The organism is Neobacillus niacini (genome assembly GCF_030817595.1).
Taxonomy (GTDB): domain Bacteria; phylum Bacillota; class Bacilli; order Bacillales; family Cytobacillaceae; genus Neobacillus; species Neobacillus niacini_G.
The window spans coordinates 570,417-588,570 of record NZ_JAUSZN010000001.1; the positions used below are offsets into that span (position 1 = coordinate 570,417).

Annotated in this window: 17 protein-coding genes and 1 pseudogene; 14 read left to right on the forward strand and 4 right to left on the reverse strand. The window is 38.5% G+C overall.

Annotation, left to right across the window (positions count from 1 at the left end; all coding sequences use genetic code 11):
• Positions 1-301: 301 nt before the first annotated feature.
• The gene (locus QFZ31_RS02860; RefSeq protein ID WP_307300738.1) at positions 302-886 is read right to left on the reverse strand and encodes a TetR/AcrR family transcriptional regulator; all 585 of its coding nucleotides are present in this window, start codon (positions 884-886) and stop codon (positions 302-304) included.
• A 186-nt stretch (positions 887-1,072) separates the two neighbouring features.
• Here QFZ31_RS02860 and QFZ31_RS02865 point away from each other — a divergent pair, with 186 nt between their 5' ends.
• The 5 genes and pseudogenes from QFZ31_RS02865 (at position 1,073) to QFZ31_RS02885 (ending at position 3,457) form a co-directional block, all read left to right on the forward strand.
• Positions 1,073-1,258: a hypothetical protein gene (locus QFZ31_RS02865; RefSeq protein ID WP_307300740.1), complete on the forward strand. Its 186-nt coding sequence runs from the start codon at positions 1,073-1,075 to the stop codon at positions 1,256-1,258.
• A gap of 3 nt (positions 1,259-1,261) precedes the next feature.
• Positions 1,262-1,897: an LLM class flavin-dependent oxidoreductase gene (locus QFZ31_RS02870; protein ID WP_307300742.1), complete on the forward strand. Its 636-nt coding sequence runs from the start codon at positions 1,262-1,264 to the stop codon at positions 1,895-1,897.
• A 9-nt stretch (positions 1,898-1,906) separates the two neighbouring features.
• Positions 1,907-2,119 (forward strand): hypothetical protein, encoded by a 213-nt coding sequence (locus QFZ31_RS02875; protein WP_307300744.1) that lies wholly within the window; start codon positions 1,907-1,909, stop codon positions 2,117-2,119.
• A 61-nt stretch (positions 2,120-2,180) separates the two neighbouring features.
• On the forward strand, positions 2,181-2,528 hold the full coding sequence (locus QFZ31_RS02880) for a DoxX family protein (protein ID WP_307300746.1): 348 nt from the start codon (positions 2,181-2,183) through the stop codon (positions 2,526-2,528).
• 42 nt (positions 2,529-2,570) lie between these two features.
• A pseudogene (locus QFZ31_RS02885) lies at positions 2,571-3,457 on the forward strand (SDR family oxidoreductase).
• A gap of 419 nt (positions 3,458-3,876) precedes the next feature.
• Here QFZ31_RS02885 and QFZ31_RS02890 read toward each other — a convergent pair.
• A complete protein-coding gene (locus tag QFZ31_RS02890; protein WP_307300748.1) occupies positions 3,877-5,028 on the reverse strand; it encodes an SLC13 family permease in 1,152 nt (383 codons plus the stop codon).
• Positions 5,029-5,214: 186 nt separating this feature from the next.
• Between QFZ31_RS02890 and QFZ31_RS02895 the strand changes: the two genes are divergently transcribed.
• The 7 genes from QFZ31_RS02895 (at position 5,215) to QFZ31_RS02925 (ending at position 12,688) form a co-directional block, all read left to right on the forward strand.
• Positions 5,215-5,718, forward strand: coding sequence for a DinB family protein (locus QFZ31_RS02895; RefSeq protein ID WP_307300750.1), 504 nt, complete (start codon positions 5,215-5,217; stop codon positions 5,716-5,718).
• A 238-nt stretch (positions 5,719-5,956) separates the two neighbouring features.
• Positions 5,957-6,337: a hypothetical protein gene (locus QFZ31_RS02900; protein WP_307300751.1), complete on the forward strand. Its 381-nt coding sequence runs from the start codon at positions 5,957-5,959 to the stop codon at positions 6,335-6,337.
• Entirely contained in the window at positions 6,327-6,803 is a 477-nt protein-coding gene (locus tag QFZ31_RS02905) for an aminodeoxychorismate lyase (protein ID WP_307300753.1), read from the forward strand. The genes QFZ31_RS02900 and QFZ31_RS02905 overlap by 11 nt, the downstream gene beginning before the upstream one ends.
• Before the next feature lie 115 nt (positions 6,804-6,918).
• Positions 6,919-8,469: a DUF4145 domain-containing protein gene (locus QFZ31_RS02910; RefSeq protein ID WP_307300755.1), complete on the forward strand. Its 1,551-nt coding sequence runs from the start codon at positions 6,919-6,921 to the stop codon at positions 8,467-8,469.
• Between the two features lie 164 nt (positions 8,470-8,633).
• Positions 8,634-9,980, forward strand: coding sequence for a multi antimicrobial extrusion protein MatE (locus QFZ31_RS02915; RefSeq protein WP_307300756.1), 1,347 nt, complete (start codon positions 8,634-8,636; stop codon positions 9,978-9,980).
• Between the two features lie 113 nt (positions 9,981-10,093).
• Positions 10,094-11,191, forward strand: coding sequence for a hypothetical protein (locus QFZ31_RS02920; RefSeq protein ID WP_307300757.1), 1,098 nt, complete (start codon positions 10,094-10,096; stop codon positions 11,189-11,191).
• Positions 11,192-11,521: 330 nt separating this feature from the next.
• Positions 11,522-12,688 (forward strand): IS256 family transposase, encoded by a 1,167-nt coding sequence (locus QFZ31_RS02925; protein ID WP_307300759.1) that lies wholly within the window; start codon positions 11,522-11,524, stop codon positions 12,686-12,688.
• Positions 12,689-13,137: 449 nt separating this feature from the next.
• On the opposite strand, the gene QFZ31_RS02930 is transcribed toward QFZ31_RS02925, so the two are convergent.
• On the reverse strand, positions 13,138-13,941 hold the full coding sequence (locus tag QFZ31_RS02930) for a S1C family serine protease (RefSeq protein ID WP_307300761.1): 804 nt from the start codon (positions 13,939-13,941) through the stop codon (positions 13,138-13,140).
• Positions 13,942-14,055: 114 nt separating this feature from the next.
• On the opposite strand from QFZ31_RS02930, the gene QFZ31_RS02935 reads away from it, so the two are divergent.
• Together QFZ31_RS02935 and QFZ31_RS02940 are read left to right on the forward strand one after the other, a co-directional pair.
• A complete protein-coding gene (locus QFZ31_RS02935) occupies positions 14,056-14,979 on the forward strand; it encodes a ketopantoate reductase family protein (RefSeq protein ID WP_307300762.1) in 924 nt (307 codons plus the stop codon).
• Positions 14,980-15,307: 328 nt separating this feature from the next.
• Positions 15,308-16,534 (forward strand): MFS transporter, encoded by a 1,227-nt coding sequence (locus QFZ31_RS02940; RefSeq protein WP_307311337.1) that lies wholly within the window; start codon positions 15,308-15,310, stop codon positions 16,532-16,534.
• A gap of 70 nt (positions 16,535-16,604) precedes the next feature.
• On the opposite strand, the gene QFZ31_RS02945 is transcribed toward QFZ31_RS02940, so the two are convergent.
• Entirely contained in the window at positions 16,605-18,083 is a 1,479-nt protein-coding gene (locus tag QFZ31_RS02945; protein WP_307300763.1) for an alanine/glycine:cation symporter family protein, read from the reverse strand.
• Positions 18,084-18,154 lie beyond the last annotated feature (71 nt).

An 18,154-nucleotide genomic window follows, 5' to 3' on the forward strand; every position in this document is an offset into this window, starting at 1 on the left:
AATAGACCACTGCTCTTCCTAAACAGAAGGAAAACAAATGGTCTAGATAATGATTATACAAGGGAACACCATGTTTATGGTATTTAATAATCCCTTCTGCGGCTCGATAGGAAAAGGTACCTAAAGTTGCCATCATTGGGGATGCCCTATGATTATAAAAATCAAGATCGTGAATTAGTAAAATTTATGGGTAAAGTAACAAGGAAGTGAACCAATACCAGCACCATTTGTGAGGTCCCACATAGCAAAAAGCAACTGTCAAGACAATAAAAAAGCTGTTTTATATAAAAAACAGACTCTATTATATTGTTTTAACATTTTCAATATTGATATTTATTCTATTTATTATGAAAGGCATTAATTGCTTTACGTAATCTTCTGGTTGTGTGGTTTGATTTTGCATCCAATGCATCGCAGCTCCATAAAGTGCCCAGCTTAACATCACCGCAAAGACCTCTATTTCAGATTTGTTTTGATTCGGCCATTGCTTTTTAGCCCACTCTGAAAAAAAGGCTTCAAGTTCCTTTTTAAAAATCGTTTCTATTTGGGGTGTAAATGCCTCGTAACTTCGCCGGCATTGGTTACTGATAGAGGTTTGGAACTTTATAATGGATAAAAATATAGCCTCGATAGTCTCTTCATTAATTACCTCATGTGTACTAACTTCTTGAATGATTTCTCTCATCACACTCTCACTTAATACCTTTTCAAGCAAGTCATATTTGTCAATGAAATGAGAATAAAAGGTTGCACGATTAACCGTGGCAGCGGTTGTAATATCTTTAATGGTGATGCCTTTAAAGTCTTTTTTCATCGATAACTGTATAAACGCATCCATAATGAGCTTACGGGTACGGAGAATACGGGGGTCGATTTGTTTTTCCATAAATTTTTCTCCTATTTTTTAGACATTTTTATCAATATGTTGTTTAAGCAATATATCTGTTATTTTTGTTGGTTGTTGAATGTTTACCAACTTGATATATTAATTTTACAACAAGTGTTGTCTAAACAAAAGATGTTGGAGTGAGAGAAATGGAAATAAAGATTTTAATAACTAGGGGGCATGGGAATGAAACCATTTGAATTTGGAGTCTATTCATTAGGCGAACGAATACCAGATGCCAATGGGAATAGTCGAACTGCTCAATCTAGAGTAGAAGAGATTATCCAAATGGCAAAAATGGCAGATGAAGTAGGACTTGATATTTTTGGTGTTGGAGAACACCACCGTCTCGATTTTGTCACATCTTCTTAAGCCATGCTGCTTGCAGCGATAGCACGGGAGACAAAAAACATTAAACTAACCAGCACGCTTTCTGTTATAAGTACAGCCGATCCAGTGCGTGTTTACGGAGATTTTGCCACACTGGATTTATTATCTAACGGACGCACCGAGATTATTTTAGGACGTGGGGCATTTTTAGAATCATTCTCTCTCTTTGGAGCAAGTTTAAATGATTACAATGAATTGTTTGAAGAGAAGCTGAATTTATTTTTGAAATTACAAGAGCAGGAAGTAGTCTGTTGGCAAGGGAATTTCCGTTCCCCCCTTCGAAGTGCACAAATCGCACCTAGACCTGTTCAGAAGATACTGCCGCTTTGGATTGGTGTGGGGGGTACTCCTGCCAGTGCCGTTCGTGCAGGAAGACTTGGATTAAATATGGCCCTTGGCTTGTTAGGTGGCCGTCCAGAATCTGTTAAACCACTAGCAGACCTATACTGGGAAGCCGCAAGAGAAGCAGGTCATGATGTATCGGAGTTAAGAGTTTCTGTGACAGGGCATTCGTATATCGCCCAAACAGGAGAACAAGCCATTACAGAATTTCTTCCGCATTACAATCAATATTTTGACTACTTTTCAAAAGATCGTGGTTATCCGCACTACAATACATGAGCGGAGCAATTGACGCCTCAGCGAGCACCTGGGCAAATTTTAGCCGTTGGAAGTGCAGAAGAACTAGCAGAAAAAATCTTGTACCAGCATCAACTATTTGGACATTCGCGCTTTATGGGACAATTTGATATGGGTGGTCAGCCATTAGCCAGAGTAGAAAAAGCAATTGATTTACTGGCAAACAAAGTAGCTCCAATCGTTCGCAGAGCTTTATCTAAATAACGTAAAACTGGTGAATGGCTTTGTTATAAAAAATAAATGTACAAAAAAGGGGAGAAGAAGGATGGAAATTTTAACTTATGTTTTACAAGGAATTCTTGCCTTAATGTTTTTAATGGCTGGATTCGGGAAAGTTACAGGTTCTAAAATGCATGTAGAGGCATTTACGCATTGGAGATTGCCACAATGGTTTCGAGTTGTAACAGGGCTTGTTGAATTAGCCGGGGCTGTCCTTTTAATTGTTGGATATTGGGTTCCTGCATCGGCAATTGCTGGAGCACTTTTACTTGCTGTTACAGGTATAGGAGGCATCCTTACGCATATTCGGGTAAAGGATCCATTTAAGGATACGGCTATGATTCTATTCTTAGCTATTCTATCGTTTGTAGTATTTTTTCTATATATATCGTAAAAAATTCATTTAAAACTAACAGGGATTTCGGAGGAAAAAACAATGAAAATATTAGTTACAGGTGCAACTGGAAAATTAGGATCAAAAGTTGTTGAGGAGTTATTAAAAACTGTACCAGCAGAACAAATCGCGGTTAGTGTCCGCAATCCGGAAAAAGCAGAAGGATTAAAAGCAAGCGGAGTTGAAGTCCGACAAGGTGATTTTGATAAACCAGAAACATTGGATGCTGCTTTTTCAGGCATTGACAGGCTGTTAATCATATCTTCATCTGAAGTACGGCTTGGAGGAGATGAAATTAGAAGAAGCAACACGCCAATGCAGTTGCAGCAGCTGAACGTGCCAACGTTAAATTTATTGCGTTTACCAGTGCACCTAATGCAAGCGACAGTGACTTTTTCCTTGCTCCAGTTTATAAAACTACAGAAGAAGCAATTATAAAATCAGGTATTCCATATTCATTTTTAAGGAATAACTGGTATCTGGAAAACGAAATCGGAAGTATACAAGCAGCTATGGCGGGGGCTCCCTGGATAACAGCGACTGGAAATCGAAAAGTTGGCTGGGCCCTCAGGCAGGATCTGGCTGAGGCAACTGCAAACGTATTGGCAGGATATGGACATGAAAACACGATTTACGAACTTTCCGGTAAACTTATGACACATAAAGATTTAGTCTCTATCCTTGAAACTGTATTAGGGAAAGAGATTCCTTTTCAACAGGTAGATGATGACACTTATGCTGGAATCATGAAAGGTGCGGGAGTACCAGAAGCCTTCCTTCCTATGCTTATAAGCACACAAAAAGGCATTCGTGAGGGTGGATTAGAGGTTGAAAGCAACGATCTGGAAAAACTTCTTGGACGCCCTGTCACACCGATGAAAGAGGCTTTAACTCAAATTGTAAGCGAACTATCTCAAACTAACAGTTAAGTAGCAATAAAATCAGAATATCAGCCCCTGCCAAATATGGTGGCTGATATTCTTTTTTATTTAGGCTCTGTAAAAAAATAATGTTGATTTCACTGTGTTTGGAAAATAAGCGGAGAATTTCCGTTTAAATTGGGTAATACCCATATTTCCTTAAAAATAAGCGGAGTTTTTCCGCTTATTGTATCAAAATCCCTTGAATTTGTCTTATTTAAAGCAGTTAACCGGAATATCTCCGCTTATATCTGCTTCTTAAGGTTCCTCTATATACAATAGCCGGAAATTCTCCGCCTATGAATTCTCAACCCTTCACGAAAATCAACAATAAATAATAATAGAGCCTTTATTTAGGGAAAGTTTCCAGAATGCTCAATGAAAAAAGATTGTGAACCGTTGTGCTTAAACTAGCGGGCTGCAAATGATTAGAATAGATGAAGGATTTTTAAAATCACATATGGAATAAAAGTTAAAAATGCTAAAAACGTAAAGTTATATAAACTAAACTTTAGCAAATATTGTTTACCTTGGTTGGGATAGGATTGAATATATAACTTATAAGAAATGACACTGGCCATAGAGGCTATAATTGTCCCAAGTCCCCCTATATTTACCCCCAATAACAGCGGTCTCCAATTTGATGTAAACTCAGCCAGAAGGATAGAAGCAGGAACATTACTAATGAATTGACTCAATAGAATTGAGGTGAAATAAATAGAATCAGAATCTTTCAGATTAGAACTGGCCATCGTATGAACGGCGTTAGTATTCGAGATATTTCCTACAAAGATGAAAAAACAAATAAAAGTTAATAGCAGGAAATAATCAATTTTAAACAATAGCTTATGATTTATAATGGCAGCAGTCATTAAAGTAATGATTAACGCAGCTTGGTATGGAATGACACCGAAAATGGATGCAATGATAACAGCTAAAACGATGCCCCAAACCATGGTTATCTTCGGATCGTTAATTTGTATCGGAGCAATCTCTACCTTCAATTCCTTTTTAACCAATCTATGGATAATGATATAAATAGAAAAGATACCAAGAACAGCGAGTAAAAGAACTGTTATGAAAAAGGGCTTAGGTGTTAGTCCATAAAATGAATAGATAAACAAATTTTGCGGATTTCCCATTGGGGTGAGACTGCTGCCAATATTTGCAGCTATCGTTTGCAGGATGATCGTTTCCATCATAGGCATGTTCATTTTCCTGTTAATCACGAGTGTCAGGGGTACAAATGTCAGTAATGCCACATCGTTTGTAACAATCATCGAGCTAAAAAAACATAACAATATGAGAATCGCTGATACCGATTTACTATTATTGCATTTATTTAAAATTGAAATAGCGAATTTATCTAATACTTTTAGTTCCTCAAAAGCCTTGATGGCAAGCATTAGGTTAAATAAACTAATCAATACGGGAAAATTTAGATACTCTATTTTAGGAGTTTGAAATATACAGCTTCCTGCTGCTAAGACAAGAGAGATGGTAAAAACCATGTCTTTTTTTAGAAAGCCAAGATCAAGCTTCGTTCTTTTTTTATGTTGAACTAATACAGTTTCTTTCACAAGACACCACCGATAATCTATGTTTACTAGACTTATTTAACAACGTTAAGATTCTATCATGGTGAAAGCGAATTGGAAATAAAAAATCAAACCAGGAATTGTTTGGGTGGGAAATTTTGTATTATCGGCAAAAATGGTATATTATGCTATTGTAGTCAAAAAACATATGATAATGGAGGAAATACAATGTATACAGCTGTCTCTCATTTTATTAACGAATGGAATCAAGAAGCCGTTTCAACCCAAAAAGTTTTGGATGCTTTAACAGATGAGTCGCTTCAACAAAGAGTTTCGCCGGAAGATCGCACATTAGGAGAAATTGCCTGGCATATTGTTGCGACTACACCTGGTATGTTAATGGAGTTTGGTGTAACAGTAAAAAGTTCGTTAAACGAAGCTGACCTTCCAACCTCAGCTAGGGAAATCGCTGAGACGTTCCGGAATGTGAGTGCAGAAACTAGTGCCGCTATAAGTGAACAGTGGACTGACCAATCCCTAAGTGAAACGAAAAGTGTATTTGGAATGGATCTGCCAAGAGCTGTTATGCTTAGTATACTTAACAAGCATATCATTCATCACCGTGGACAGATGACCGTTCTAATGCGCCAAGCTGGACTGAAGGTCCCAGGTGTGTATGGACCATCACGAGAAGAATGGAGTCAAATGGGGATGGATGCAAACTCTCTATAGGGAGAAGATCTTTGTATGGTTAAAGCCGTGTTCACGATTGTGAAGCGGCTTTTTAATTGGGTAAATAGTTATTCTTTCACCAAAAAACAAACGGTTGGCGTGCAAATTAAATTACCTGCTTTTTGACAAATCTCTCAGACTTTTGATGTATTTTGTAGAATAAAATCGAAATTTATTTATTTTGGATGTATAATAGATTCTTGTGTTGGTCTATTAAAAAGAAGGAGGTAGTATTTCGATGGAATGGACATTATTCGGATTGTTTCTTCTTTCCGCATTATTGCTTGTATTTTCAATATTTAAGACATACCGTGATTCTAAAGCTGAAAAAAAGCAAATTGATTTAGTACATGTATCCATGATGAAAGAAATCAATAGCATACAAGACTCAATCCGAGATATCGAGCTTGATATAGAAGTAGTAATAAAAGAAGCTGGAATTCAACTTTCTGCAGAAGAGAAGCTTTTTATGCGTGAAGTTATAGACTTATATAGACGTAATTACTCGATTGAAAGCATCGCTGAGATGAAAGAAGTACCAGTAACTCAGATTGAACAGCTGCTAACACCTTATCTGAAAATAAAGGATGAAGGGGGACTAGTGGCAAATGCGAATTAATTTATTGAGCAGCTTTGCAGCAGGAATCCTAATTGCCACAACGATTTGTGGTGTTGTTTACTTCACTGATGATACAACCACTGAAAAAGCGTCCGCTAAATCTTCCGGAGATGTTAAACTAACTGCATCACAGATGAAGGATGAGCTTGAATCTGCGGGTTATGTCGTTCAAACGAAAGAAGAATTAGAAAAGACTTTGGAAGCAGCAAAGGGTATTGAAACAAAGCCATCTGATTCAGAAGCGAAGGATAAACCTGTAACTCAAGTTGTAGTCAATGTCGCAGATGGAATGACGAGTATCGATGTTGCGAATGTGCTGGTTCAAGCGAGTTTAATCCCCGATGCGTTTGTCTTCACGCAGGATATTGAGGCTAGAGGGTTACAAAACGCTTTGCGTCCCGGTTCCTATACAGTCAATAGTGGAATGTCGTACGACGAAATCATTGGTACTATATTTAAAAATTAACACAAAAGCCGTTCTCTTCACGAGGCGGCTTTTCTTCATGGAACAATCTACTAGTATATTCCAAGTGTGCCTCGATATGATAAAATAAGAGTACTATATTTAGAGGAGCTTTTACATGGACAAACAATCATACTTCTATCAATTTATTGAGCCGCTTTCGAAAGAACTGGCGTTAGTCGCACGTGAATTGGAAAATAGTATTTTTACCAGCCCAAGAACGATGCTGACACACGCCCGTGTGTTTGTGGAAAATATATTACAGCAGGTGATTCGAGCAGAGAAATTGCCTGAAGATCCTCGAGCCGCATTAAAAGACTTGCTTGATATGCTTAACGACAAAGGCTATTTAATTCCTGAAATACGAGATGCTCTCCATTTTGTCAGGCAAATTGGAAATCAGGCGGCCCATAATTCAAGAATGTTCAGGTATTCTGAGGCGCTATTGTCTTGGGAAGCATTATACAAAATTGTTAAATGGTATGTAGAGGGATATGGACCAGTAGATATTATCGTTCCGGATTATCAGGATCCATCTCCAACTATGGAAAAAAGATATGATATGTCTGAGCTGGAAATTAGACTCAAATCACTCGAAGAGCTCCTTTCTCATTCGGTGGAAAAGCTCTCTACTGAATCTGCACTGGCAGAAAGTGCAGCTGCTGTTGAAACACCGGTAGCAGAAGTACCCGTAATGGAAGAGGGAATTCCAGGCGTGACGACGATTCGTACACTTACCTTTAATGGCAGACAATTAGAAGTTCCCTATTTTCTTCGTGATGCATTCCTATTGCCCCAACGATTCGATAAATCCGAAACGTTTCTGATTCGATTAGGTGCAGAGCAGCAAGCACGGATCATGAGTGAGCTCCCAAAGAATCTTGCAGGACTTCACAAGCATGTAAAACGGTACAGCGAAAAAAATGATGAGATCCTATTTGAAGAATTAAAAACCTTTATTGAAGAAGAAAAAATTAGAAGGAAGCTTTCGCTTGAACGACCTGGTGAACTGTTTTTCTTTTACAAGGCTGACCATATCATTGTCACCGAGGAACTTGCTAAGGTTCTGCTTACCTCGGAGGAGTTCACGGGAATTCCAAGTCTGTTAAGACAACTAAACGAAGACCAAATTGAAAGTGTCGGGCAGCTGCCGAAGGAGCTTGTGATTCTCGCAAAATATGAAAATGTCGGGATTGGCACCGTAGAAAAGCTGTTTGAGCAGTTGAAGAAAAAAGTGAATGAAAAAGCTTCTGCAGTTCCAGAAGTTGAGGAGTGTATTCGGACAAGTTATAAAAAGTGGGATTCTTTGTATATCAATGTAAAGCTTGGAAAAGGCAACACGGTTATTCGTGGTGAAAGCGTGCCGGCGCTCTGGAAAGAAGGGTTGAATTGGATTGAGGATCATCATCTTCCGCTTCATGAAAAGATCAAAGAGGGAGTGGTTTTAGGTTCCACTGATACGGGAAAACGCTATGCGATGGCGCTTGAACCGGTTCATAAAGATAAACGGAATTTTACTCAAATGCATACGTATAAATCGAAATTAACTGGTACTACCTATTACCTTGAAACGAAAATCAACCCGAAATCTGGACTTGAAACCCTGGCTAAGTTACTGACCAAATTAGGGGTAGAGGTAAAGATTCCATTGTTAGAGAGTAATCATTAAAACATTTCTAACACCGGCACTCGTCCAAAGAGACCGGTGTTATTTTCATTTTGGTAAAAATAATTATATCCATTAAACAAGATAGGATTTATAATAATATGGAATAAATTTAGTGTGCCGAAATAAATTTAGGAAGATAGTATAATAAAAAGGTGTTGGAGAGAATGAAAGAAACAGAAAAAGACCTGAAAATGAAAACGTTGTTCATTTTCTTTATTCCCTTAGCATTATCTGCGAGTCTTGTTACGATATCCCATATTATTATCAACAGTACGTTAGTTAGAGCGGATAATTCTGAATTTATTTTGGCAAGTTATGCGATCGCTATGAGTCTATTTGGAATTACGGAGAGGCTGGGAAATTTGCTTCGTCAAACGTGTTCTTCATTGGTAAGGGATAGAGGTTCGTATAAGTTAATGTCCCATTTTTCATTTTACCTCATCGGAAGTTTAATGTTGGTGGCATTTGCAGTTGCATATACACCTGCAGGAGATTTTATTTTTGCAAAAATATTTGGAGCGAAAGTGAGTATGGTGGATGATATAAAGGCTATCTACCAAGTACTGATTATCGTCACGATTTTCTCTGCACTTCGTTGTTTAGCCCAGGGTGTGATAATTTTTAATCGACAAACAAAATGGTTAACCATTGGAATGGTCATTAGGCTTGCCGCGATGTATTTGTTGTCGTTATATTTCATTCACACTGGTCACATTACAGGTGTATCCGGTGCGCTGATTTTTTTAATAGGTATGATTGTCGAGTGTACCATTAGTTTCATAGAAGCGAGGTCATTAGTACGCAAAATGCCCGAGAAGCATGAGCTGAAAATAGAGTCAAAGAAAAGTATCTTTAAATTTTATAGTCCGCTTATGCTATCTTCTGTAATTGTTGTTATGATTGGCCCTGCCATCAATATTGCTTTAGGTAAAACGGTTAATATCGAGCTGTCAATTGCAAGCTACGCTATTGCCTTAAGTGTGACACAATTGATTTTAAGTCTATTCTCCTATATCCATCAAATTGTTATTAATTTTTATGGAGAACATCATGCTCTTGTAAAAAGGTTTTTACTTTTAATCGGTTTTGTTCCGTGTATATTGGTTGCTATTTTATCTTATACTCCACTGGGGGAATGGTTTTTTGAACATGTAATTGGGGTCAGCGGAAGGTTGTTGGACGCTAGTATACAGGTGTTCAGAGTTACGATGTTAATGGCGCTGGTGTTTCCATTTGTAGATTACTTTAACGGTTTATTAATGGTTTACAAACGCACGAAGATAACGATTTTTTCTCAAGGAGCAAATTTTATCGTCACATTAATCGCTTTAATCATTGGCGTGAATTTTGCGGCTCAATGGAATGGGACCATAGGCGCGATCGGCCTCTCGCTTGGTTCATTAGCTGAATTAATCGTCGTAGGCAGCTTCGTTCAAGCTATTGAACGTAAAGATGGTAAAATGGCTATGTTTCAGATAAAAGGGCTTTTGAAAGCAGGAAAGAATCGATAATGTTTTTAGCTCAGAAATAGGAAACCACCAGTTGGTGGTTTTTATTTTTTTGATGTGTGGGTTTGTCCCATGCGATGAGGTGTATTTTACATAGTATAGTAGGTAATTAATTTATGGCGGTGACGAAATTGCTTACTATATACCAACCGGAAAAAATACACATAAATGGGAAAGTACGCTTGCAAGCTAGATTTGATGATTCAGGAAGTGAGAATATACTTTGGTATGAGAGTAGTGAGACATATGGAACTTATATGACGACAGAGCGGGTCGATGCCTTTTTGGTTGGTCTGCTTTGGCTTGCGCTAAAAAAAGGACAAAATATTTTGGTCAAAGGTGCTCTCTCGGAAAAACTTTATTATTCTTTAAATCACCATTTAATTCCGTTAATTGCGCAAATCTATAAACATAAGCATATTAAAGTGCTATGCGATAACCTTGTTTCCACACCATTACCAAATGAGGGGGCAGTGGGAACAGGTCTATCATGTGGTATTGATTCTTTGTGTACGGCTTATGAGCATTTAGGCCGGGCTGTGCCAGCAAAATATCAAATTACTCATTTTACCTTTTTCAATACAGGATCTAATCAAATGATGGGAAGCCAGAAGTGGCAAGATAAAATCTATCAAGACAGGGTGGCATGGGCGAAGGCCTGCGCACAAGAGTTAGGAAAAGATTTGATTGTGGTTGATAGTAATATCCACGATATCCTAAAAATGAGTTTTGTAAAAACCCATACCTTACGGAACATCTCAGCATTATTGGTATTTCAAAAGTTGTTTCATGTTTATTACTATTCTGCCGGCTATCAAACCTTAACAGCCAAATTTAATCAGGATTCTGCGTCATATGATCCGATTAGCCTACCTTTGTTATCGACAGAAAACGTGACCTTTTATTCGGCAGGAAGTAATTTCAGCCGGGTACAAAAGACAAGAATAGTTTCAGAATTTGAACTCTCCTATAAATATTTAAATGTGTGTCTCGTTAGAATCAAGAATTGCGGCAGATGTCTGAAATGTAAAAGAACCTTATTGACGTTGGACGTGCTCGGATCAATTGAAAAATATAAGAATATCTTCAACCTCGAAGCTTTTTACAAAATAAAAGATTCTTATATAAAAGAGGTAATAGAAGGTAGAAACAGAGATATCTTGTTTAAAGATATTTACGACGAAATGGTGCGTAGAAACTATCTAAAGAAATAGAAAGGATCATAAGCACTTCATAAGGTCTAACTTTTTTGATATTTTAGGTTTTTGGGCGTCATGAACGCTTCATGAGTCCTGATTTATTCGAGAGGTTACGATTATGGGCTTCATGAACGCTTCATGAAGCCTGATTTCTTCGAGAAGTTACGATTATGGGCTTCATGAACGCTTCATGAAGTCTGATTTCTTCGAGAAGTTACGATTATGGGCTTCATGAACACTTCATGAGGATTAAGTCCATATAATTGTGTAAAAAGAAAGAGTCATTTTATTCACTCTTGGCAACACTGTTTTCAGCGACGATAAACAATGAAAAGAGGAATTAAAATGACTCACATACAGTTTAACCTAGATTTAGACCTTTTAAAAGAATCCGTTATCAATTCTAATCTAGATATGGTGATTAAATCAGCGATTGTCTTAGTCCTTAATGAAGTCATGGAAAACGAGAGAGACGATTATTTACGTGCGGCTGCTTATGAACGGTCTCCAGATCGCCGAGACTACCGAAATGGCTACTATGAACGTGAATTGATCCTAGGTATTGGCAAACTAAAGCTAAAGGTCCCAAGGACCAGAAATGGTGAGTTTTCCACTTCCGTCTTCGAAAAGTATGCTCGCTGTGACCAAGCCCTGGTCCTCTCCATGCTAGAAATGGTCATTAACGGTGTTTCAACTCGGAAAGTCACGCATATAGTCGAGCAGCTCTGTGGGGAAAATATATCGAAATCATTTGTGTCTTCCCTTACCCAAAAGCTTGACCCCATTATTAATGATTGGAACAAACGCCCTTTGAATGTCATGTATTATCCTTATGTTTTTGTGGATGCCATGTATATTAAGGTCCGGGAACACAACCGGGTTATCTCAAAAGCCGTGTACATTGCGACTGCCATTACTGAGAAGAATACACGTGAAATCCTTGGGCTTAGTGTGGATCATGCAGAAGACTTCGAGAGTTGGAGTCGTTTCTTCCAACAGCTTAAATCCCGTGGGCTTCAATCCCCCAAACTGGTCATCTCAGATGCTCATCTAGGGCTACAAAAGGCAATACAGCGCGATTTTATTGGTACTACATGGCAAAGATGCACGGTACATTTTAAACGCAACATAATAGGGAAGCTCTCCAAGAAAGATTCCGTAGAGATACGCTCCATGATTAAACGTGTCTTTGAAGCTGTTACGATTGAGGATATCCGTAGATTTAAGAATGAATTAATGAACCAGTTTGGGGATGAAGCTAAATATGCCAAAGCCTTGGAAACTTTAGATGAAGGCTTCGAAGATGCCATTCAATACCTAAACTTTCCTGAGAAGATGCACCCTCATATACGAAGTACAAATTCACTTGAACGCTTAAACCAAGAAGTCCGTAGAAGGGAGAAAGTTATTCGTATCTTTCCCAATACTCAATCTGCCTTTCGATTGGTAGGTGCTGTTCTCATGCAATACCAGGAGGTCTACTCCAAAAGAAAGACATTACTTAATAACTAATTAAACTTTTATTTTTCGCCTCCACTTCCATCATGGAATGATCACATATCCAGGAAGGGCTGTCAAAGTGAAGAGCCTTTGACAGCCCTCCCCGGATATGTAGATAAAAAACCATGGAAGTTTCGTCAAAAAAAAAATGAAAGGGTTTGGATAGATAATCAACAAAAGTGAAGTTGAAAACAATTGCTTTTGATTTTACACAATATTCAGGACTTGACTCTTCATGAGGCCAGATTTTTTCGAGAAGTTACGATTATGGGTTTCATGAACGCTTCATGAAGCCTGATTTCTTCGAGAGGTTACAATTATGGGCTTCATGAACGCTTCATGAAGCCTGATTTCTTCGAGAAGTTACGATTATGGGCTTCATGAACGCCTCATGAGGTCCATTTAGTACAAACACATACGATTATCGGCTTCATAAAACGAATACACGATTACTCCGTTACTTATTCTAGAATTTCGTTTATATAAAACGATGGGATAGCAGCCCCAATTATTTCTTTAGTTTCAATTTCTGGATTTTGCAAGGTAGCAAAAATTACGCCAACGACTTCACCATTTTGATTCAGTACCGGGCTGCCGCTATTCCCCTTATAAATTGGGGCTTCTATCATCATTACTGGTACGTCCCAGTCCGTTAATTGAACTTTACCGATGATTTTACCTTGATTGGCTATTTGGGTAAAAGCTAATGGATTTCCGATAAAGATGATTTCATCGCCAACCGTACTTTCCCAATCTTTTTCGATTCTTAATGGAAGAAAAGGAAGGTTTTCTGCACTAATGTCGACAATTGCCACATCTATTTCCGGGTGTTTTGCGACTACCTTGCCAGCATATGACTCACCCGATTTAAACTGGACATTTACTCTATTTGTATGTTCTACCACATGTTCATTGGTAACGATTAAACCAGAAGGTGAAACGGTAAATCCCGTTCCTTTCACTCCATTCCATTCAATCGTAACAACCGATTTTTTGTACTTTTTTACTTCAGGCTGCTTGGATAAGTGATTAGACACTTTAACAAAGTTAATGGCAGGAAGGTTGAAAATATTAATCCATACCTCTAATCCGCTTATTAAAAGCGCCAATACGAGCAGGGAACTAACGATTTTAACCAGAAACTTTTTTCGCTTTTTCTTTCGAAGTTTCTCATTTTCCCATTCCTGTTTATTTTCAGGATTAAAAAATGCCTCCCAGTCAAATTCTTCTTCTGAAGAGTTTGGTTCGTTATTTTCGTTATCCATGTTTTATCCCTCATTACAATATTTTCTATCTTTCTATTATACCGAAAAACGAATCATTATTAATCAACCAAAAATTCATGATAAAATTTAATAAAAAGCGGAGAGGACTTATCGATGGAAATTAAAAAAGTATCGATTATCGGATTAGGTGCATTAGGGATTTTATTTGGGAACCATTTTGCCAAGAAAATGCCAAAGGAAGATGTAAGAATTATTGCGGACCGTGAAAGAATTAATAAATATAGAAGCGAAGATGTTTATTGTAATGGTGAACCTTGTTCCTTCAACTATGTGACACCTGAAGAACCTTGTGAACCAGCAGATTTATTGATTTTTTCGGTAAAATACGAAGGGTTACATGATGCCATCCAAGCTGTTCGCCATCATGTGGGGAAGGACACGATTATTTTATCGGCCTTAAATGGAATTACAAGTGAGGGTATTATTGGCCAAGTTTATGGAATGGATAAGATTCTTTATAGTGTAGCCCAAGGGATGGATGCGGTAAAAGTGGGAAATAAGCTTACATATGACCATATGGGTATGCTTTGCTTTGGTGATCAAGAGCCTGGGATCATTTCTGACAAGGCCAAGAGTGTTGCGGCTTTTTTTGATAAAATTGATTTCCCATACGAGGTAGACACTAATATGAATAAGCGGCTATGGGGAAAATTCATGCTCAATGTAGGAGTCAATCAAACCGTTGCTGTTTATAAAAGCAATTACGGTGAAATCCAACGGGATGGAGAAGCAAGGGAAACCATGATTGCTGCGATGAGAGAGGTTATTGCGTTATCAGAATACGAGGGGATAAATCTAACAGAGGCAGACTTAAATTATTGGTTAAGCGTGTTAGCTACATTAAGCCCAGAAGGGAAACCTTCTATGGCGCAGGATTTGGAAGCACTCAGATATAGCGAGGTGGCTTTGTTTGCTGGAGCAGTATTGGAAATGGGTGAAAAACATCGAGTACCAACACCTGTAAACAAAAAACTGTATGATACCATTAAATCCATTGAAAGTACTTATCACCTTTGAATAAGTAAACGAGTGTGGTAAACTAAACCTAACTTATAAGAAATGGAGGTTTTCCCTTTGACTGCGTCTATGAGACTACGATTCCCAGCTTTGAACTATTAATTGAATAGGTTCAAGGACTTTGCTTAGTGCAAAGTAACGGGAGTGGTCTGTCTATTTTTAGGGAAACCTTTATTTTACGGAAATGTAAAACAAGAGGGAGATGATTCTGCCCTCTTTTTTGCTGTCTTTTTTTAAGATAATTTCAGTTTCTATAAAAATGTCCTTGACCCAAAAACAAAAAAATACGATATAGGACGTGAAATCTATGGAAACATCTAAGCACGAAATGAATCATTGGAAACGAAGTACGATTCTCTTTTTAGGAAGTCAGACGATATCTCTTTTTGGATCAGCCTTGGTTCAATATGCGATTATGTGGTATATCACCTTGAACACGCAATCAGGTGTGATGATGACGATTTCCATCATATGCGGCTTTGTCCCAACTTTTTTTCTTTCTCCTTTTGCAGGGGTTTGGGCAGATCGCTACAATCGAAAAATACTGATTATCCTATCAGATTCCTTGATCGCGATTTCAACTCTTGTGTTAGCAGTTCTGTTTTTAATGGGGTACGAGGCACTTTGGTTATTATTTTTAATGTCAGCAATTCGGGCAATAGGAACAGGTATTCAAGGTCCAGCGGTGGGAGCTATTCTTCCTCAGATGGTTCCAGAAGATAAACTGACAAAAGTGAACGGAACGAATGGCAGTATCCAAGCACTAATCATGCTCGTGGCGCCTATGGTCAGCGCAGCATTACTTACAATGGCTTCCATGGAGGCAATCTTCTTCATAGATGTAGTCACTGCAGCGATCGCAGTTTTTATCTTACTCGCTTTTTTGCATATTCCCATCCATGCAAAAGCGGCCGAAAAGCAGACGACCAGCTATTTCAGCGACCTGAAACAAGGTTTTGTCTATATCCAGAATCATGCTTTTGTTAAGACGTTTTTTGTCTTTTTTGCGTTTTTCTTTGTATTAGCGGCCCCGGTGGCATTCCTAACCCCGCTCCAGGTTACTCGCACTTTCGGTGATGATGTCTGGCGGTTAACAGCGATTGAAATTACTTTTTCGATTGGGATGATGATTGGCGGCGGGTTCATGGCATCTTGGGGAGGTTTTAAAAACAAGATTCATACGATGACACTCGCAGCGCTAGTAATGGGTGCTTGTACATTTGCACTTGGTATCACCTCGAACTTTTGGATTTATATAGTTTTCATGGGGTTGGTAGGGGTAGCGATGCCGATTTTTAACACACCATCGACTGTCTTGCTGCAAGAAAAGGTGGAGGGAGACTTTCTCGGTAGAGTTTTTGGTGTCTTGGTGATGATTTCTACCTCGATGATGCCACTGGGAATGCTCATATTTGGACCAATAGCAGATATTATTGAAATTGAATGGCTGCTAATCGGCACCGGATTATTAATGTTTATCCAGGGATTCTTTTTAATTGGCAGTAAGGTGCTGCTAGAAGCAGGAAAACCAGTTGTAAAAGAAAGCACGAATTAAAGACTCCTTTATGAAAAAAATGAAAGGCACCTTCCACATGATTGGAAGGAGCCTTTCATTTTGTGTAAAATTATGAGTTTGCAGCTCGTTTTCTGTCATCTTTCATATCTGTTTGATAACCGTCAGCCCAGAATTCTGCATTCTTAATACCTAATTTAGTAGAATTAAATTTAGGGTCAAGGCCTTGCTTGAGCTGCGCTTCATAATCCTTTAGAGCGATATTCGCTGGTTTAAATAATAATAGAATGGCAAGTAAGTTTAACCATACCATGATACCAAGTCCGATATCACCCATTGCCCAAGCTGTTTCTGCGGTCTTTACAGATCCATAGAAAGTGGATCCTAAGAGAACTAATTTTAATATGGTCATCGCTAGTTTTCTTTGTTTGCCTTTAATTAGATAAGCAAGATTGGTTTCCGCAATATAGTAATACGCAAAAATCGTGGTGAAGGCAAAGAAGAATAGAGCAATCGCAATAAATCCTGATCCGAATCCTGGGAGGATGGTATCAACGGCCGCTTGGGTATAAGCAGGACCCGTTTCGACTCCTTTAAGATTTTCAACTAAGACTTCTCCCGTTTTTTCATTTATAGTATTGTATGAATTCGTAAATAGAATCATAAAGGCAGTAGCTGTAACAATTAAGAACACATCTAGATAAATAGAAAAAGCTTGGACTAATCCTTGTTTTGCCGGATGGGATACTTCTGCGGCTGCTGCAGGGTGAGCACCAGTACCCTGGCCAGCTTCATTCGCATATAGCCCACGTTTTACACCCCACATAATGGTCGAACCGAGAATACCACCGAACATTTCCTCAGCGCCGAAGGCACTTTTAAAAATCAGGGTAAATACTTCTGGAATTCTTTCAAAATTAACCGCAATGATGGCTATAGCTATCAGTAAATATCCGGCAGCCATGAAAGGCACGAGAAATTCTGCAACTCTTGCGATACGCTTAACTCCGCCAAAAATAATAAGACCCATGAGTAAAATAAGTACTAATCCGGTAATCGTATCGTCAATCCCAAATGCATTGCTGACGCCCTCTGCAATGGAATTTGCTTGAATACCTGGCATAAGTACAGCCATTGCAAGGAGTGTGGCAACGGCAAAAATAACGGCGAACCATTTCCAGCCAAGTCCCTTTTCAATATAAAAGGCAGGACCACCTCGATATTCGCCATCTTGTTTTTCTTTATAAATTTGAGCAAGAGTGGACTCAACAAAAGCAGATGCTGCACCGATAAAGGTAATTACCCACATCCAAAATACTGCTCCTGGGCCCCCAAAAGCAATACCCGTTGCCGTTCCGGCAATATTCCCGACACCAATACGGCCAGATAAAGACATGGCCAATGCTTGAAAGGAAGAGACACCCTCATTAGAGCTCTTACCATTAAATAATAGACGCACCATTTCTTTTACATGACGTATTTGCAGAAATCTTGTCCGCACACTAAAGTACAGTCCAACTGCACAAATAAAAATGATGAGAGGTGGGCTCCATAAATAACCGTTAATGCTAGCAACAAGTTGTTCAAGCATAGAATTCCTCCTTTGTTATGTATTAATTGGTTTACAGTTCCAAATGTTGTGTAACAAGGTGACATTAAAAG

Excerpts from the sequence above, each read along its gene's own strand:
- QFZ31_RS02870 (WP_307300742.1), top strand. The coding sequence starts at position 1,262 with ATGCTGCTTGCAGCGATAGCACGGGAGACAAAAAACATTAAACTAACC.
- QFZ31_RS02930 (WP_307300761.1), bottom strand. The coding sequence starts at position 13,941 with ATGGATAACGAAAATAACGAACCAAACTCTTCAGAAGAAGAATTTGAC.
- QFZ31_RS02865 (WP_307300740.1), top strand. The coding sequence starts at position 1,073 with ATGAAACCATTTGAATTTGGAGTCTATTCATTAGGCGAACGAATACCA.
- QFZ31_RS02925 (WP_307300759.1), top strand. The coding sequence starts at position 11,522 with ATGACTCACATACAGTTTAACCTAGATTTAGACCTTTTAAAAGAATCC.
- QFZ31_RS02900 (WP_307300751.1), top strand. The coding sequence starts at position 5,957 with ATGGAATGGACATTATTCGGATTGTTTCTTCTTTCCGCATTATTGCTT.
- QFZ31_RS02935 (WP_307300762.1), top strand. The coding sequence starts at position 14,056 with ATGGAAATTAAAAAAGTATCGATTATCGGATTAGGTGCATTAGGGATT.
- QFZ31_RS02880 (WP_307300746.1), top strand. The coding sequence starts at position 2,181 with ATGGAAATTTTAACTTATGTTTTACAAGGAATTCTTGCCTTAATGTTT.
- QFZ31_RS02940 (WP_307311337.1), top strand. The coding sequence starts at position 15,308 with ATGAATCATTGGAAACGAAGTACGATTCTCTTTTTAGGAAGTCAGACG.
- QFZ31_RS02920 (WP_307300757.1), top strand. The coding sequence starts at position 10,094 with ATGGCGGTGACGAAATTGCTTACTATATACCAACCGGAAAAAATACAC.
- QFZ31_RS02860 (WP_307300738.1), bottom strand. The coding sequence starts at position 886 with ATGGAAAAACAAATCGACCCCCGTATTCTCCGTACCCGTAAGCTCATT.
- QFZ31_RS02945 (WP_307300763.1), bottom strand. The coding sequence starts at position 18,083 with ATGCTTGAACAACTTGTTGCTAGCATTAACGGTTATTTATGGAGCCCA.
- QFZ31_RS02895 (WP_307300750.1), top strand. The coding sequence starts at position 5,215 with ATGTATACAGCTGTCTCTCATTTTATTAACGAATGGAATCAAGAAGCC.
- QFZ31_RS02915 (WP_307300756.1), top strand. The coding sequence starts at position 8,634 with ATGAAAGAAACAGAAAAAGACCTGAAAATGAAAACGTTGTTCATTTTC.
- QFZ31_RS02905 (WP_307300753.1), top strand. The coding sequence starts at position 6,327 with ATGCGAATTAATTTATTGAGCAGCTTTGCAGCAGGAATCCTAATTGCC.
- QFZ31_RS02910 (WP_307300755.1), top strand. The coding sequence starts at position 6,919 with ATGGACAAACAATCATACTTCTATCAATTTATTGAGCCGCTTTCGAAA.